The following is a 15,973-nucleotide window of genomic DNA, read 5'->3' on the forward strand; positions in this document are numbered from 1 at the left end:
GCGGCGCGTTTAGCGCATGATGAGTATTGAGTAACAAAGAATTTCTCCCTCATCTCCCTCATCTCCTCCTACCTCTCACTACCATTTCCATTACTTTCAGTATTTGTAGATTCAGCAATTACTTCTTTCATCAAGTCACCTGATTTACCAGGGTCTACAAATACAACTTTGGCATTGGGACTTTCTCCTAGTCTGTAGCTGGCATTAATATAATCTTGAGCTACTAAATAACGCAAAATTTCTTTACTTTCGGGATTGCTACGCAATGCTTCTGCAATTATCTGCATTGAGGACATGGTTCCTTCCGCTTTCTTAATTGCTGCTTGGCGTTCCCCTTCAGCTTCGGAAATTAACGCTCGTTTTTTGATTTCAGCCGCTCTTTCCTCTTCCATTGACCTGCGAACACTCTCTGGTGGAGTAATTCTTTGAATATCCAACCGGATAATTTCCACCCCCCAAGTTGCTGTTGTCTCATTCAACTCTCTAAGGATTGTGCGGTTCATTTCCTCTCTGGTAACATTGGTTTCCTCTAAAGTGTTTTGAGCAATAATCTCTCGGAGTGTGGTTGTTGCCAACTGCATCAAGGCTCCTTGCAAGTTTTCGATTGCATAAAAACTCTTTTCAATATCTCTGATACGCCAGTAAAGAATAGCATCAACTTCTAAGTAAATATTATCTTTGGTGATTACGTTCTGTGGCTTGATATCTAAATACTGTTCGCGCGTAGTGTCTTCCATCACAACCTGATCCACCAACGGCACAATAAAGTTTAAACCTGGACTTAAGGTGCGATGTCTCCGTCCCAAGCGTTCTACAAGGGCGGCATTTCCTTCATTAATAATTTTTGCCGATCCTAACGCATAACCGATCAGGGCTAAGACTATAGCAATAATTGGCTCCATAGATGCTCCTATTACCTTTTAGGGCAATTTTAGTTTAAAGGACACGGTACTACCATGCCCTACATTTAAGTCTAATGTTTTCACTTATGCACTAGTGGATACTGCTGCTTTTACAGATATCATGGTCAACTAGCTTACCGCGACAGTTGTATTTTATATAGCCTAAATAATACCAACTAAAAAAAACTTTGTAACATACCTATTATCTGTAGTGACGCAAAACTATGCGTCACTACGAGTACATTCTTTTTTAAACGGGTATAACTAATATTTTTTTAGAAAAAGAAAATAATGAGCCGCCTAATCTCTCAGTTTTCCTGTATGGTTCAACAAAAAAACCTGGGGACAAGTAAATTTAACAAAGCCCCCAGTTTAATAGATTGCTTTAAAAACCGATGACCAACCTAATTAACCCTAAGAAAGTACCTAAAGGCCCTGAAATCAAACCTACACTATCACTAGTGCTGGCTAGACCTGAGCGACCAACTAAAACAACATCGTTGTTTCGTAGTATGGGATTGGTTTGCTCGTTAATTCCTTGGTTAAAGTCAATTTTTATATCGCGTTTAGTCACTGAACCATTAGGATTAAGACGAATCAACTGTACACTGGCACTACGCGCTCTTGCATCATTAAATCCACCAGCAGCCAGTATTGCTTGATTTAAAGAACTATTAGGTTTAATATCTACAGATCCTGGGCGTTTTACTTCACCGACTACACCAACCTGAATTTTATCTGGAGATAAAGTAGTAGTTGCTAATTCCGTAGCTAATGCTGGGTTAACCGTAGTAGCTTTAGGAATAACGATTGTGTCTCCATCTTGGACAATTACATCTTGATTCACATCACCATTGCGTAATAGTTCCAAAAGATTAAGGTCTATACTTTGCTCACCACCAGTTCTTGTTGGTCGGCGTAGCTTGATAGTAGTAACATCAGCGTCTGAAGTAATACCACCAGCTAATTGAATTGCCCGTGTCACAGTTGGTAAACCACTGCCACTAGCTCCACCAGTAGCTCCACCAGTTTGAGCTTCTGTCGAACCCGCAGTTACAAGATATGAGCCAGGACGATAAACTTGACCAATTACTGCTACTGTGCGTGGTGCAGTTTGACTAGCAGCAAAGTTAGCAGAAAATAAATTACGTGCTTCTGCAACGTTAAAGTTAGTTGCTGTTGGCACAACTATAACGTCTCCATCCCTCAAGGTAATATCTTGAGACGAACTACCTGTTTCTATGAGTTGTTTTAAATTGAGATTAACAACTTGCTCAGTAGAACCACTAGTTTTACGTCTGAGTGTCACTTGGGTAACATCTGCGGCTAAGGTGACACCCTGAGCTATTGTGAGTGCAGCCAATACAGTTGGATATTGTACCCCTGGATTCTGACCTGCGCCTCCTTGTAAGTTCAAAGTATAAGCACCTGGGCGTGTTACTTCTCCAGCCACTAAAACGTTGATGGGGCGGGGGGATAAAAGATTGACAGAAATCTGAGGACGTTTTAAATACCTACGGTATTTTTCGGTAATTATGTCAGCTGCTTGCTCAGTTGTTAATCCTTGAACAGTAACACTACCAACTAAAGGTAAGTTGATAGCTCCACCAGGAGGAATTTGATATTCACCACCATATTCAGGTACTTCAAACACATTTACACGAACAAGGTCGCCGCCTCCCAATAAATATTTTGTATCTATTGGTATTGGTGCTGTTGCTTGTCGGTTAATGGGGGTTACTACTCGCGGATTGGGAAATACTTGTTGTCCCTGAGCTACACTGGCAAACGGCACAAACAAATAAGCAGCCGTTAACAAAGTCGCACCCACAGCTGGCTGTGATAGAAGTTTCAGCGAACCGGTGTTAAGCATATTTTTTAAACTCTGAGACTACAATCGGTAAAGTATTGTCTAAACATTTTAATCTTGACTATACTTAAGTATTCAAGTTTCCCGACAATTCTCATTTTCTTTAAAAATTAAACTCAATCCGGGCAGATGTTTTTACCTGAAATTAAATTTTTAGTAAAGTTAAAGTAAAGTTTGTCTAAGTCTACTAACCAGTTATTTTGATAAAGTTCTGGTCTTAGTATTTATACTGAAATATTGCCATTAATTCAGAAATTAAAACATACTTAGGAAGATGTACACTTTGTACTCCCTCATATAAGCTATTCCATCTTTAGCTTGCATTATGATTGTGGACAAAATGCCCAACTCACATGAATTACTGAAATTTTCCTTATGTAACCTAAAAGTAGTTTAGCTTAGTGTATGGGTTTATGTGAGGTTCCATATAGCAAAATTTTGCATCATTCTAATTCCTGAAGTGTAGGCTCAAAAGATTGATCTTGTTTTTGAATTTGAGTGATAAAAAATTCTTCTAAAGACTGACGAGATAAATTCATAGAAATAATTCGTCCACCCATCAAGCGAACACTAGCCAGAAAATCGTAATAATCGTCATGCAAAGTACCGCGCCAAGAACCATCAGGTTCAAATGTTAAATTGGGAAGCCATTTTTTGAGAACTTCCCAATCACCGCCTTGACCTTTCATGTGGTATGTATTTTCACTACCTAGTAGTTCATCTAGGGAACCAGAGCAAATTAATTCACCTTTAGAAAGAATGGCGATGCGATCGCAAATTTGCTCCACTTCACTGAGAATATGGCTGTTAAAGAAAATCGTTTTACCTGCGGCTTTCAGTGACAAGATAATTTCTCGCATCCGGTAACGTCCCAAAGGATCTAAACCAGACATAGGTTCATCCAAAAATATTAAGTCTGGGTCATTGATGAGCGCCTGAGCCATACCAACACGCTGTAGCATACCCTTAGAATAACGACGCATCTGTTTCTTACGTGCATCGGCTACAGATAAACCCACTAAATCTAGTAATTCGGGAATGCGTTGACGTTGTAAATCGGTAGGAATTTCAAACAAACCAGCCGCCATTTCTAAAAATTCCCAGCCAGTCAGATACTCATACAAATAAGGATTTTCTGGTAAATACCCAATATGTTGCTTAATCTGGCGATCGCCTAATGGTTTACCCAATAGTAATCCCTTACCAGCAGTAGGACGGATAATTCCTAGCAGTAGTTTTAACAGAGTAGTTTTACCCGCACCATTTGGCCCCAATAAACCAAAAGTTTCCCCTTGATAAACCTCTAAAGAACAGCCTTTAAGAGAAACAACTTTTTGATTCATCCAAAACCCGGTGCGGTAAACTTTTCGCAACTCGGAAGTCAAAACTACCTCTTGGGTATCTGTTGTAGTTAGTTGAGGATTGGAAGTATCTGTAAAAGACTGCATTTGGTTTCAATTAACAATAGTGACTGCACAGGATGGTTATAAAGTACCCAAGAAGACAACTGCGATCGCCACAAGTTTGTTAATTGTTGAAAATTATTTAAGCATGGGGAGTAGGGAGTAGGGAGTAGGGAGTAGGAATTTCTCCCTCATCTCCCTCATCTCCCTCACACCTCCTAAAGCACACCCTTAGAACTAGGAATAGTCCCAGCACGGCGGGGGTCGATTTCTATTGCGGTTCTGACGGCTCTGGCGAAGGCTTTGAATGTAGCCTCAATGATGTGATGGGAGTTAATACCATCTAGCTGACGGATGTGTAGCGTCATTTGGCTGTGGTTGACTAATGCTACAAAAAATTCTCTAACTAATTGAGTGTCATAGTTTCCTACACGTTCGGTAGGGATTTGTAAGCCGTAGCTCAGGTGAGGACGACCGGAAAAGTCTAGTGCTACTTGTACTAAAGCTTCGTCTAAGGGTGCTAAAAAATTGCCGAAGCGGACTATACCTTTGCGATCGCCTAGTGCTTTAGCCAAGGCTTGTCCTAAAGTAATACCTACGTCTTCATTTGTGTGGTGATCATCAATTTCCCAGTCTCCCTTAGCTTGAATATCCAAATCAATCAAGCCGTGGGAAGCAATTTGATGCAGCATATGATCTAAAAAGGGAATGCCAGTGACGGCTTGACAAATTCCCGTACCATCCAGATTTATAGTCACCTGTACATCCGTTTCCCCAGTTGTACGGTGAACAGAAGCAATTCGAGGAATTGAGGATAAATTGAGTTGGGGATAATCGCTGATTTGCATAATTAGGGATGAAGGAGTGGGAAGATATAAGGAAGTAGGGGGAGATGAGGGAGTGGGAAGAGAATTATGTACTGTGGACTGTGGACTGTGGACTAATGACTAATGACTAATGACTAATAATCAAATCTTATTACATTCCCATAATTTCATATCCTGCATCCACATACAGGACTTGTCCGGTGATACCACTAGCTAAATCACTTGCTAAGAAAGCCGCAGTGTTGCCTACTTCTGTTTGTGTAACAGTCCGACGTAGAGGAGCTACTTCTTCTACATGGTGAATCATATCTAAAATGCCACCGACGGCACTAGATGCTAAGGTGCGAATAGGACCAGCAGAGATGGCATTAACGCGAATATTTTGGGGGCCGAGTTCAGATGCTAAATAACGGACACTTGCTTCTAAACCTGCTTTGGCAACACCCATAACGTTGTAGTTAGGAACTGCTCTGACACCGCCTAAATATGTCAGGGTGATAATACTACCGCCTTCGGTCATTAAAGGTTTAGCTGCACCGCTTAATTGCACTAAAGAAAAGGTGCTGATATCCAAAGCTGTGGCAAAACCAGCACGGGAAGTTTGGCTAAAATCTCCTGTCAAATCATCTCTGTTAGCAAAAGCCAAACAATGAATCAGAATATCTAACCTGCCCCATTTATCGCGGATAGTATCAAAGGTGGACTGAATTTGTTCATCGTTTTGAACATTACAGGGAACGAATAAGCTGGGATTGAGGGGTTCTACAAGTTCCGCAACTTTTTTCTCCAATTTGCCGCGTTCATCTGGTAGGTAAGTAATACCAAGGTTCGCTCCTGCTGCGTGCAGTTGTTGGGCAATTCCCCAGGCAATGGAGCGATTATTGGCGATACCTGTAACCAAGGCATTTTTTCCGTTCAGATTCAGCATATACAATTTTGATGTGCTTATTTTGATTTATTCATTAGGAGCATACCTGAATCGTTGACCTATTGGTTAGTGGTTATTGGTCATTAGTCCATAGTCCATAGTCATCGGTCAGTTGTTCGTAGCATTACGGAAATGGAAGATGAGGAAGTAGGTGGAGATGAGGTAGATGAGGTAGATGAGGTAGATGAAATAATTCACTCCTGCCTCCTGCCTTTTGACTGTGGACTAATGACTAATGACTAATGACAAACGGAGTCCTTTATCTATGTTTTATACATTGGTTACAAAAATGTTTATTATTAATGGAGTTTTTTAGAATAAAATGTTTGTTAATTCTTAAGATATTTTCAAGATTACTTAATTTTTTCTGTAAGAAACCTGATGGTTAGAGCAAGTAGAAGTATCTATCAAGAATTGATGGCTAAAAATAGCAGAAATTAGGTATCATTATGAACAAATATCCTTAAAGTTGTGTGTTTGAGTATAGGAAAGTACAGAATGGTTAACGGTGCTTTATTCATTTTTCAGGTGTATTCTTAGGTAATTAGTTTTTAGTTTTTTATTATTCCGGTATTGGGTAGGGGAAGGGAGATGATCGTGACACAAGATAAGGCCCTAGCAAATGTTTTTCGTCAGATGGCAACCGGGGCATTTCCGCCGGTTGTAGAAACGTTTGAACGCAATAAAACGATCTTTTTTCCTGGCGATCCTGCCGAACGAGTTTACTTTCTTTTGAAAGGCGCTGTAAAACTTTCCAGGGTGTACGAGGCAGGAGAAGAAATTACAGTCGCACTGCTACGGGAAAATAGCGTTTTTGGAGTCCTGTCTTTGTTGACAGGAAACAAGTCAGATCGGTTTTACCATGCGGTGGCATTTACTCCAGTAGAATTGCTGTCTGCACCCATTGAACAAGTTGAGCAAGCACTTAAGGAAAATCCTGAACTATCAATGTTAATGCTGCGGGGTCTATCTTCGCGGATTCTGCAAACAGAAATGATGATTGAAACTTTGGCTCACCGAGATATGGGTTCAAGGTTAATCAGTTTTCTGTTAATTCTCTGCCGTGATTTTGGTATTCCCTGTGCAGATGGCATCACCATTGACTTGAAGTTATCTCATCAAGCGATCGCAGAAGCAATTGGTTCCACTCGCGTTACTGTTACGAGGCTATTAGGGGATCTCCGCGAGAAAAAAATGATTTCCATCCACAAAAAGAAAATTACTGTGCATAAACCAGTGACTCTCAGCAGACAGTTCACTTAAAATCAGCCCAGTTAACTGTGATCAAGGGTGGGTGGCGCATGTTATATTTTTGTAAATAACGCATATAGTTGGAACAAAGTCGAAAACCTTGGTAATTTCAGCTATTGCCACCCTCCCATCCTCCACAGATAATGATTGAAAGTAGTAGGCTGTATCTGGACGCAATTCGGTAGCAGAAGATGACCACCGGGTACATCCTCATCGCAGCAATTTTAATTCTGGGAGGTGTAATTGCCACTGTTGGCGATCGCATCGGCACAAGAGTTGGCAAAGCACGCCTCTCACTGTTTAATCTACGCCCTAAAAATACGGCTGTACTGGTAACTATTATTACTGGTGGATTAATTTCTGCCACTACCTTAGCTATTCTATTTCTTGCTGATGAAGGGCTACGGAAAGGGGTGTTTGAGTTAGAAGATATTCAAAAAGACCTCAGACAAAAACGAGAACAGCTCAAAGTTGCTGAGGCACAAAAAAGCCAAGTAGAAGCTGAACGCAATAAAGTTAATCAAGAGTTAGAAATCACCAGAAGCGATAAAAGACAGGTAGAAACTCAGCGCGACGAAGCGAAGAAAGAGAAACTAAAAGCACAGCAAGATTTAGCACAAACACAAGCACAATTCCAGCGCACACAAAGCCGGCTAGGTCAAGTTGTCACGCAATATCAAAAAGCGATCGCCGAACTGCAAAACGTTTACAATCAAAGACAAGCACTACAAGCCGCAGTTGAACAACTCAAGACAGAACGGCAAAAGCTATATGCTGAAGCCAAAAAAGCTATAGAACAGCGTGACAAAGAATTAGCTAACCGTAAACAAGCCATAGAAGAACGCGATAGGGAACTAGCTAACCGTCAACAAGCCGTAGAACAGCGCGATCGCAAAATTTCTGATCTGGATAAAATCATTCAAAACCGTAACCTAGAAATTACCCAAAGAGAAGAAGTACTAGCCAAGCGAGAATCTCGCCTGAAAGAATTAGAAAAACAACAGGATTATTTAGAACAAGAAGTAGCTCGACTGGAAAAATATTATCAGTCATACCGCGACTTACGTTTAGGCAAATTAGCCTTAGTTCGTGGTCAAGTTTTGGCTTCTGCTGTGGTGCGTGTTAATCAAGTTACCGCAGCACGTAAGGTAATATCGCAACTGTTGCAAGAAGCAAACCGTAATGCTAGTTTTGGACTAAGCGAACCTGGGGCGAACTCGGCAAATACCGAATTGCTACGCATTACTCCAGATAGAGTTGAACAACTGATTCAGCAAATAGATGATGGTCGAGAATACGTAGTGAGAATATTCTCGGCTGGCAACTATGTCAGAGGAGAAAAGCAGATAGAATTTTTTGCTGATGCGGCTAGAAATGTATTGGTATTTTCAGGAAGCGAAGTTTTGGCTACAACCACAGCCAATCCTAGCAGTATGACATCTTATGAATTAAGACAGAGGTTAGATTTATTAATTTCTGCTTCTCAATTTCGCGCTAGGAATGCAGGAATTGTTGAAAGCGTGCAAATAGATGGTACAGTGCTGCGCTTTGTTGCTTTATTGAGTCAAATAAATCAATCAATAGAAATTAAAGCTGTCGCTGCCGAAGACACATACACAGCCGGGCCTTTAAGAGTGAGGCTAGTAGTAATTCAAGATGGCAAAGTTATTTTGAGTACTTAAAACCAATTTAGCGATTGAATAAAGATATTACAAAAGCGACAGATATATTTATTTTCTATGTGAAATTTTCAATAACTATTTGTATTAATTTATTTTGAATTTATGATGATTGTTAGTGAATTTTCTCCAACACAACCAGTTATCTTAGGCTTTGACCCTGGTAAAGATAAGTGTGGTTTAGCGGTGATGGGATTGGATCGGCAATTATATTATCATCAAGTCATTCCTTCCCCAGAAGCGATCGCCAATATTAATAAACTCAGACAAAAGTTTCCCATTTCTATGCTAGTTATGGGCAACCAAACCACAGCCAAACGCTGGAAACAGCAACTACAGCAAGAGTTAATCGAGGCATTAAATATTGTATTAGTAGACGAGCGCTATAGTACCTTAGAGGCACGCGATCGCTATTGGCAGATGTATCCCCCTAAAGGAATAACAAAGCTACTACCACAAGGAATGCGCCAGCCGCCACGCCCCATAGACGATATCGTCGCTATTCTTTTAATTGAACGATACCTAAATCGCCTTACAGAGTCGGTTAATGGTTAATAGTCATTGGTCATTAGTCATTAGTCATCAGTCAACAGTCCATAGTCCATAGTCAAAAGGCAGGAGGTAGAATTACTTCTAACTCAGCACTCTTATAACTGTGCGCGAATCTTAAAAGCATAGTCTCCTCCTGGTTCTAGCTGATAATCTTGCTGTTCCAAGAAGCGACCGAGGGGTTCTTTAATTAAAGCCCGGCCTTGAGATGGCTTAACTAAAAGTTCTCCTCGACGGAAATTCCATTGAAAATGCCATTCAAAATCGCCAGCACTCACTTCACCTTCTAAGAAGCCGTGTTGCCAAGATTGGCGGGTAATTTTGACATGGGCTGTGGTTTCTGGCAAACGTTTAGCACTCACAATGCTTGGTGTTAAATATGGAATAAAATTTGAAGCTTAATTATGTAAGCTATTTCTTTTATTTACCAAACTTCGCCCAAATCGACAAACTGACAAAATGAGTATTTATAGTTTTGATAAGTATATATCACCATTCATCTGAAAGAAGTAGATGACTCTGTTGACCAATGACTGTTGACTGTTGACTATGGACTAATGACTAATAACTAATGACTAATGACTAACCTTATTATTATTGGACACCGGGGCGCTAGCGGTTATCGCCCAGAACATACTTTAGCTGCATATGAACTAGCTATTAAGATGGGGGCTGATTATATCGAACCTGATTTAGTTTCTACTAAGGATGGTGTTTTAGTTGCGCGTCACGAAAACGCTTTAGCAATTTTTAACCCTGATAGTACGCTTAATACTACTGATACTAGTACAGATGTTTATTTACGTCCAGAGTTTGGCGATCGCAAAACTACTAAAGTCATAGATGGACGTTCTATTACAGGCTGGTTTACAGAGGATTTTACCCTAGCAGAGTTAAAAACTCTCCGCGCCATAGAAAGGATTCCTACTATTCGTCCTCAGAACACTGAATATAATGGGTTATTTGAAATTCCCACTTTTCAAGAAATCATTAATTTAGCCAAGCAGCAAAGTTCTTCACTTGGACGGACTATTGGTATTTATCCAGAAACAAAGCATCCAACTTATTTCGATTCTATTGGTTTACCAATGGAACAGAGGTTAGTAGAGATTCTTGATACTAATGGATATGTTGATGAAGCAGCCCCAGTTTTTATTCAATCATTTGAAGTTAGTAACTTGCAAAAGCTCAATCAATTAACTGATGTCTGTTTAGTGCAATTAATTAACAATAATGGACAACCTTATGATTTTCAAGTTAATGGAGATGTTCGCCAATATAGCGACTTGATTAGAACTAAAGGTTTAGCAGAGATTTCTACTTATGCCAATGGAATTGGTGTTCATAAAAACTTAGTTATTCCAAGAGATAGGCAAAGTAAACTATTAACGCCTACCACTTTAGTTAATGATGCTCATGAGGCTGGGTTAGTAGTTCATACTTGGACGTTTCGTAATGAAGATGTTTTCTTGCCTAAAAATTTGCAAGGTAAGCCACAAGAGGAATATAAAATATTTTATCAACTGGGTGTTGATGGTGTATTTAGTGATAACCCAGATACAGCTTTTACGATGCGTTCTAGCTGATTTACTGCCTTATAATTTTAGGATGATAATTTTGCGATTGTTTATAAATCTACTCTATGAAAGCTTATATACAAAAAAACTCTGAAGGTGAATTTGCTACTGTTAATTTTTTTGCTGCTTATGATAGTTTTAAAAAAATGGGTTGGGAAATTGTTCCTTTTACTAAAGGGGAATCTTTTCTAGATTTAGAACCAGATAATGTAGTAGTAGGATATGTTGATGCTGTTCATGCAGCCCTTAAAAGATTAAACATTCCTTGTCCAACCGAAATTAACTATCCAGTAGAGTTACATGAATTTTTAGTTAGAAGAATCTGGAAATCAAAAATCAATTATATTGCTAGTCATCCAGAAGAATGGAATATTTTTGTCAAGCCTGCTTATGCTTCTAAAAAGTTTACAGGTAGATTGATACGAAGCACTAAAGATTTAATCAGTTGTGGCGATGAGTTTGAGAATACTGAAGTTTGGTGTTCTGAACCTGTAAATTTCCTGGCAGAGTGGCGGTGTTTTGTTAGATATGGCGAAATCCTTGATGTAAGAATCTATAAAGGAGATTGGAGAGCAAGTTTTGATTACAAAGTTATTGAAAAAGCGGTGAAATCTTATCAATCTGCTCCTAATGGATATGCTATTGATTTTGGTTGTACTGATAAAGGAGAAACATTATTGGTTGAGGTAAATGATGGATATGCTTTAGGTTCTTACGGGCTATTTCCTTTAGATTATGCCAAGCTGTTATCAGCAAGATGGGCAGAAATTACAGGTTCTGAAGACTATTGTAATTTCTAATTCTACTTTTATAAAATGCTTGCTAAATACCTAGTTAAAAGTAGGTATTTTATAGACTTATCTAGCCAACCATAAAGCAGCATTACGCACAAAAGCTTGTATATCTTCTAAAGCACGAGGTTCTGTTTTCATACTATTTCCTGGTGCTTCATCGACAAACGAAGGGCACCCTTTTTCTATATCCCAGTTGTAATCAACAAAGTGATGAAAACTAGATGTAGCTATTGCCCTTCCTATATGGTTTTCGTCAGTATCTTTGTAATGTTCAATTGCTACAATCAAATTGAAGTTACGGCTAGTAAATAAGCTCTTTCCTAAAGCAATTACCCGCGAGTTCAGGCTATCTGGTTTTACACCAATACCACCTTCATGGGGATGAGATGGGAAAAATTCAATCAAGCCAGAAGGTGAATTGGGGTTATATAAAAGTTCGTGGACTGGTTCTAGAGGAATAATTTTCTGATAGTCGCCATTAGCTCCAGAATGGTAGTTAGTCCAAGAAATATACGTTGTATGCGGGTCGTCACGACTCCAGCGAGAATCATCGGGGTCGGGATTTTTGGTGTTAAAATAATGGACATCACCAATATCAATTAAGCCGCACATAGAACAGCCCATATCTTGATGATCTCTTGTTGTCAGAATGCCACCGCCTCGTTTTCTAAAAGCGTTAATTCCGGCAACGTCTTGTTCTGTTAAACCATCACCAGTATCAAGGGCAAATAGCCAAAGTTGATCAAAGTCTGATTGGTCTAGTGTACTTAAAATGGGGTCATTACCTGCGGCATCTGATAGGCGATCGCGTGCTATAACTGTAAATAATGGACTGCTTGATTCATCTTTTAGAGATTCTAAATAATCTTGCAATAACGAAAAACGGAAGATACTCCAGTCATCTTCAGTTGTGGCGATTGTTGTCTGTAAGAGGATGCGAATTGGTTCTGCCATAAATTTTCTAAGTTAATTGTTCTACCAATCGACTCAGGGTTATGAATACTTGCATTACTCTACAACAAATTCACCAATAAATATCTAAAGATGGCTGGAATAGGCAAAACATTAACTTTTATTGAATTACTTGAAAATTCTCAATTTTGAGAAATAATTCTTCATCGGCTATTTGAGCGCTGTAATCAATATTAATTTGCGTGGGATAACCCCGTCTAGTATCGTAATTGACTGTTAGACTAGATGCTTGACGTGCGATCGCATCTTGAATTAGATTGAAGAGTTTAGGGATTGTATTGTAGTTTTGAAAATATTCTGAGTTAACTGGTTGACCAGTAGCAACAGAGGTAATGGAAGTTGTTTGACCATTGCGAACTTCAATGATCACTGGGCCTCTAGCTTCAGGTATACAAAAACAACTGTTACTCAAGGTATAGCGGTAGTTGGAAATATTTTGCTTGTTCCACAAGTTGCGATTAAAATATAATTGTCGCGTACTCAGGTTACTAAGAGCAACTAATTGTGGTTTAGCTACAGCAGGCTGAGACATGGTTGGAGCAGTCATGCTCAAAAACAATAGTAATCCCAGGCTAACAGAAGTAGATAAGCGCATAAACTTTGTTGGGGAAATTTTTCGCGGAGGTTATTTTAATAAAGTTGCAGAGATATAAAAGGGAATAGAAAAAAGGCTCAAAAGCTTGTTGTAAAAGCTTTATAATTCATTTATATCCTCATATATCTGACGATTACTATACCACCTCATCTGGATATTAATTCTTCAGATGTAACTAATGTTTTTATACATGCTTAATATAATTTAATCCCCGACTTCTCAAAGAAGACGAGGATTATTTTACAAAATATCTCAATTGTTATTTTTCAGTTGTCTTGCTAAAAATTTTGTAATACAACCAAGTACTTGTTTCTTTCAGTGGAAATAAAATACAAGTAAGAGGATTAATTGTCACAATAATATTGCGGAAGTCTCGACGAGCTAGAAACAAAACCATCCGCGCTACTTGTTGTGCTGACATTACTCCGTAAGGATTAAGTTGACTTTTGAAGGGGCCGAGAATTAATTTACGAATTACACAATCATCATCTAAGCGTTTGAGAGTAACAATATCTCCTAATGCACGTTTGCTGAGTTCATAAAGTGGACTCAACGCCGGAGATACTTCCGCCTCAGACGTATTTACCCAAATTTCTTTAGTTGCTTTTGCTTGCGGCCCAGTTACAGTTGTTAAAAATACATCCATGAGTCGCAATGCAGAAAAAGTATTTACTTCATAGGAAGAGTTAATTGCTTGTGGTGTGCGTTTGTCATACACATTAATTCCGTGGTTGATTATTAGAATATCTACTTTTTCTAAAGCAGCTTTGAGTTCAGCTTCACTACCTAGTTCCCAAGGAATAATTTTAATGCTGCCATCTGTTGGTAGTTTATCGGGATTAGTGGTTAACGCTACAACCTTGGCATTATGCTCAAGTAATTGCTCTGTTAAGGCTTGTCCTAAAGCACCTGATGCACCAGTAATAGCAACAGTTTTACCTTTGAGTGAGAGTGCTGTTCCCAATACTTTATCCACTAGAGAAAATACACCGCTATAGTAAGCATCAACATCATCGAAATGGTGTCGCCAATGGTAAGTGCGATTTACCCACCAAACAGAAGGAATTGCCTCTAAAGGCCCTGGTAAGTGATTATAGTCTGTTTCGATTGTGCCTTGGTAATATCGTAGGGATGCACCAAACAAGAACGTACAAGCGTAAAAGACTCCCAACCATAACCCAGCTTGCTGGACGAGTAAAGCTGTTACCGTTAGGACAATTACTAGTAGACTTGATTCTAAAATGTCGTGATAGAGTTGAGATTCTTGATAAGCTTTCAGTGAAACTATCGACAAATCCCGCCGATATGCTGCATGATGCTTGTTGTGCCATTTACTCAGCCAGTTGACTTGGTGGCACAAGGCATGGTAGCTATCTCTGAGTATCTCCGCCAGCAGTAGGGAAAAAAAGCCCCAGATAGCAAACTGCCAGCAGGTATTAATCAGCATCCCATCAATTTTTAACTTAGCCCAAATATCGGTTAAGCTTTCAGCCAATATCTGTATCATGTCTTTCTACACGTTACTTGTCTTAATCTTTGTTCATATTCTGATAAGGATAGATTAAGGCAGAGTTACAAAGCAAACTTAATTGGCTATATCAGTATTTAGCGTTGTTATGGTGGCTGATGCTGTATGGGCGATCGCACAAGATTGGTATCATATAGCACTAAGCTACTTTTGTACTGATGAATCCACATTAACTTCTTAAATACTCAGTTTAAACTCTTACTAAAAAATGTTACTTAAAGTTTAACTTACAAGACGTGTATCTATGTTTGAGAGACAATAGAGATGTAGAAACACTCAGGCTTTTATAGAAATCAACTTCTGCTTCTACGATTTGCTCACTACCTCATGAAAATCTAAATTAGCTATAGATGGAGGTGTACAATGACTCACGATTTTCCTATATACAACCTTAGCAATTACCTGATTTTTAAAATCAGTATTTTAGTTTTGATGCTGGTACTATTTTTGATCATTTCCTCAGCTCCAGCCATTTAGAAATCAGTTAATCTCATCTTAATTATCCTCATTGCACTAATTCTTTTGATAATGAGGATGATGTTATGCTGAATAAAAACAATTTCACACAAGTGCTGGTAATTCTTGGCGCTGTATTTTCTATTGGCTGCGTTTTGAATCAACCAGCTAAAGAATATAAAAGACCATTTCTAATGGTCGAACAAAAAGTTAATATTGCAAATTTAGCAAACGGTAACTACCAATTTTGTAGCCAACCTGATCCTCAAGATTGGCGTGATGGTGCGGGGGTTTGCGCCAATTTCCAAAAAAGGGAAAATCGCTTCGATGGTTATTATGGCTATCCTCATTCAGATAGCTTTATCTGTATTAGAGGAGATATCAAAGATAATTTGATTGCAGGTAAAGCTTTATCTATCTTATGGACTGATGAACAGAATAATATAGCTACATCTGCGTTTAAATGGGATTTAGAGGAGCGATTGACACTCAGCCAAGGTAATTTTATTAGTGCTGCTAATAATCAGGATGATGTGCAGTGGATTGTTTATGGCCAAGCTTTACTAAATCTTGAGGGATTTTATCAATACAACCGCCCTCGTATGACACCTGTGTCTCAACTATGTAAATGGAATTAAAATC

Annotated in this window: 15 protein-coding genes; 6 read left to right on the forward strand and 9 right to left on the reverse strand. The window is 39.0% G+C overall.

Going from position 1 to position 15,973, the window contains the following annotated elements; translation table 11 throughout:
* Positions 1 to 68 precede the first annotated feature (68 nt).
* The 5 genes from NSMS1_RS12125 to fabI form a co-directional block, all read right to left on the reverse strand.
* The gene (locus NSMS1_RS12125) at positions 69 to 902 is read right to left on the reverse strand and encodes an SPFH domain-containing protein (RefSeq protein WP_224093419.1); all 834 of its coding nucleotides are present in this window, start codon (positions 900 to 902) and stop codon (positions 69 to 71) included.
* 385 nt (positions 903 to 1,287) lie between these two features.
* The gene (locus NSMS1_RS12130) at positions 1,288 to 2,775 is read right to left on the reverse strand and encodes an SLBB domain-containing protein (protein WP_224093421.1); all 1,488 of its coding nucleotides are present in this window, start codon (positions 2,773 to 2,775) and stop codon (positions 1,288 to 1,290) included.
* 440 nt (positions 2,776 to 3,215) lie between these two features.
* Complete coding sequence (locus NSMS1_RS12135) at positions 3,216 to 4,220, reverse strand: ABC transporter ATP-binding protein (RefSeq protein ID WP_224093423.1); 1,005 nt, start codon at positions 4,218 to 4,220, stop codon at positions 3,216 to 3,218.
* Between the two features lie 173 nt (positions 4,221 to 4,393).
* Positions 4,394 to 5,023, reverse strand: a complete 630-nt coding sequence (hisB, locus tag NSMS1_RS12140) for an imidazoleglycerol-phosphate dehydratase HisB (protein ID WP_224093425.1) — start codon at positions 5,021 to 5,023, stop codon at positions 4,394 to 4,396.
* 130 nt (positions 5,024 to 5,153) lie between these two features.
* The gene (gene fabI / locus NSMS1_RS12145; RefSeq protein WP_224093427.1) at positions 5,154 to 5,930 is read right to left on the reverse strand and encodes an enoyl-ACP reductase FabI; all 777 of its coding nucleotides are present in this window, start codon (positions 5,928 to 5,930) and stop codon (positions 5,154 to 5,156) included.
* A 591-nt stretch (positions 5,931 to 6,521) separates the two neighbouring features.
* On the opposite strand from fabI, the gene ntcA reads away from it, so the two are divergent.
* From ntcA to NSMS1_RS12160, 3 genes are all read left to right on the forward strand, one after another.
* Positions 6,522 to 7,193: a global nitrogen regulator NtcA gene (gene ntcA, locus NSMS1_RS12150; RefSeq protein WP_017321409.1), complete on the forward strand. Its 672-nt coding sequence runs from the start codon at positions 6,522 to 6,524 to the stop codon at positions 7,191 to 7,193.
* Positions 7,194 to 7,372: 179 nt separating this feature from the next.
* On the forward strand, positions 7,373 to 8,863 hold the full coding sequence (locus NSMS1_RS12155) for a DUF3084 domain-containing protein (protein ID WP_224093429.1): 1,491 nt from the start codon (positions 7,373 to 7,375) through the stop codon (positions 8,861 to 8,863).
* Positions 8,864 to 8,968: 105 nt separating this feature from the next.
* A complete protein-coding gene (locus tag NSMS1_RS12160) occupies positions 8,969 to 9,415 on the forward strand; it encodes a pre-16S rRNA-processing nuclease YqgF (RefSeq protein WP_224095213.1) in 447 nt (148 codons plus the stop codon).
* Between the two features lie 92 nt (positions 9,416 to 9,507).
* Here the strand turns inward: NSMS1_RS12160 and NSMS1_RS12165 are convergent, their stop codons facing one another.
* Positions 9,508 to 9,771 (reverse strand): DUF3146 family protein, encoded by a 264-nt coding sequence (locus NSMS1_RS12165; RefSeq protein ID WP_096682280.1) that lies wholly within the window; start codon positions 9,769 to 9,771, stop codon positions 9,508 to 9,510.
* 216 nt (positions 9,772 to 9,987) lie between these two features.
* Between NSMS1_RS12165 and NSMS1_RS12170 the strand changes: the two genes are divergently transcribed.
* The gene (locus NSMS1_RS12170; protein ID WP_224093430.1) at positions 9,988 to 10,995 is read left to right on the forward strand and encodes a glycerophosphodiester phosphodiesterase; all 1,008 of its coding nucleotides are present in this window, start codon (positions 9,988 to 9,990) and stop codon (positions 10,993 to 10,995) included.
* A 56-nt stretch (positions 10,996 to 11,051) separates the two neighbouring features.
* Positions 11,052 to 11,786, forward strand: a complete 735-nt coding sequence (locus tag NSMS1_RS12175; RefSeq protein WP_224093432.1) for an ATP-grasp domain-containing protein — start codon at positions 11,052 to 11,054, stop codon at positions 11,784 to 11,786.
* 57 nt (positions 11,787 to 11,843) lie between these two features.
* Here NSMS1_RS12175 and NSMS1_RS12180 read toward each other — a convergent pair whose 3' ends face one another.
* The 3 genes from NSMS1_RS12180 to NSMS1_RS12190 form a co-directional block, all read right to left on the reverse strand.
* A complete protein-coding gene (locus NSMS1_RS12180) occupies positions 11,844 to 12,734 on the reverse strand; it encodes a hypothetical protein (RefSeq protein ID WP_224093434.1) in 891 nt (296 codons plus the stop codon).
* A 118-nt stretch (positions 12,735 to 12,852) separates the two neighbouring features.
* Complete coding sequence (locus tag NSMS1_RS12185) at positions 12,853 to 13,299, reverse strand: DUF6174 domain-containing protein (RefSeq protein WP_411908677.1); 447 nt, start codon at positions 13,297 to 13,299, stop codon at positions 12,853 to 12,855.
* Between the two features lie 307 nt (positions 13,300 to 13,606).
* Entirely contained in the window at positions 13,607 to 14,854 is a 1,248-nt protein-coding gene (locus NSMS1_RS12190) for a bifunctional sterol desaturase/short chain dehydrogenase (protein ID WP_224093437.1), read from the reverse strand.
* A 563-nt stretch (positions 14,855 to 15,417) separates the two neighbouring features.
* On the opposite strand from NSMS1_RS12190, the gene NSMS1_RS12195 reads away from it, so the two are divergent.
* On the forward strand, positions 15,418 to 15,969 hold the full coding sequence (locus NSMS1_RS12195) for a hypothetical protein (protein ID WP_224093439.1): 552 nt from the start codon (positions 15,418 to 15,420) through the stop codon (positions 15,967 to 15,969).
* Positions 15,970 to 15,973: the final 4 nt, after the last annotated feature.

Origin of the sequence: Nostoc sp. MS1 (assembly GCF_019976755.1) — a bacterium.
GTDB lineage: Bacteria > Cyanobacteriota > Cyanobacteriia > Cyanobacteriales > Nostocaceae > Trichormus.

Bases quoted from the DNA above. Each gene is read 5' to 3' on its own strand.
- NSMS1_RS12125 (WP_224093419.1), bottom strand. From the start codon at position 902: ATGGAGCCAATTATTGCTATAGTCTTAGCCCTGATCGGTTATGCGTTA.
- NSMS1_RS12130 (WP_224093421.1), bottom strand. From the start codon at position 2,775: ATGCTTAACACCGGTTCGCTGAAACTTCTATCACAGCCAGCTGTGGGT.
- NSMS1_RS12135 (WP_224093423.1), bottom strand. From the start codon at position 4,220: ATGCAGTCTTTTACAGATACTTCCAATCCTCAACTAACTACAACAGAT.
- hisB (WP_224093425.1), bottom strand. From the start codon at position 5,023: ATGCAAATCAGCGATTATCCCCAACTCAATTTATCCTCAATTCCTCGA.
- fabI (WP_224093427.1), bottom strand. From the start codon at position 5,930: ATGCTGAATCTGAACGGAAAAAATGCCTTGGTTACAGGTATCGCCAAT.
- ntcA (WP_017321409.1), top strand. From the start codon at position 6,522: ATGATCGTGACACAAGATAAGGCCCTAGCAAATGTTTTTCGTCAGATG.
- NSMS1_RS12155 (WP_224093429.1), top strand. From the start codon at position 7,373: ATGACCACCGGGTACATCCTCATCGCAGCAATTTTAATTCTGGGAGGT.
- NSMS1_RS12160 (WP_224095213.1), top strand. From the start codon at position 8,969: ATGATTGTTAGTGAATTTTCTCCAACACAACCAGTTATCTTAGGCTTT.
- NSMS1_RS12170 (WP_224093430.1), top strand. From the start codon at position 9,988: ATGACTAACCTTATTATTATTGGACACCGGGGCGCTAGCGGTTATCGC.
- NSMS1_RS12175 (WP_224093432.1), top strand. From the start codon at position 11,052: ATGAAAGCTTATATACAAAAAAACTCTGAAGGTGAATTTGCTACTGTT.
- NSMS1_RS12180 (WP_224093434.1), bottom strand. From the start codon at position 12,734: ATGGCAGAACCAATTCGCATCCTCTTACAGACAACAATCGCCACAACT.
- NSMS1_RS12185 (WP_411908677.1), bottom strand. From the start codon at position 13,299: ATGACTGCTCCAACCATGTCTCAGCCTGCTGTAGCTAAACCACAATTA.
- NSMS1_RS12190 (WP_224093437.1), bottom strand. From the start codon at position 14,854: ATGATACAGATATTGGCTGAAAGCTTAACCGATATTTGGGCTAAGTTA.
- NSMS1_RS12195 (WP_224093439.1), top strand. From the start codon at position 15,418: ATGCTGAATAAAAACAATTTCACACAAGTGCTGGTAATTCTTGGCGCT.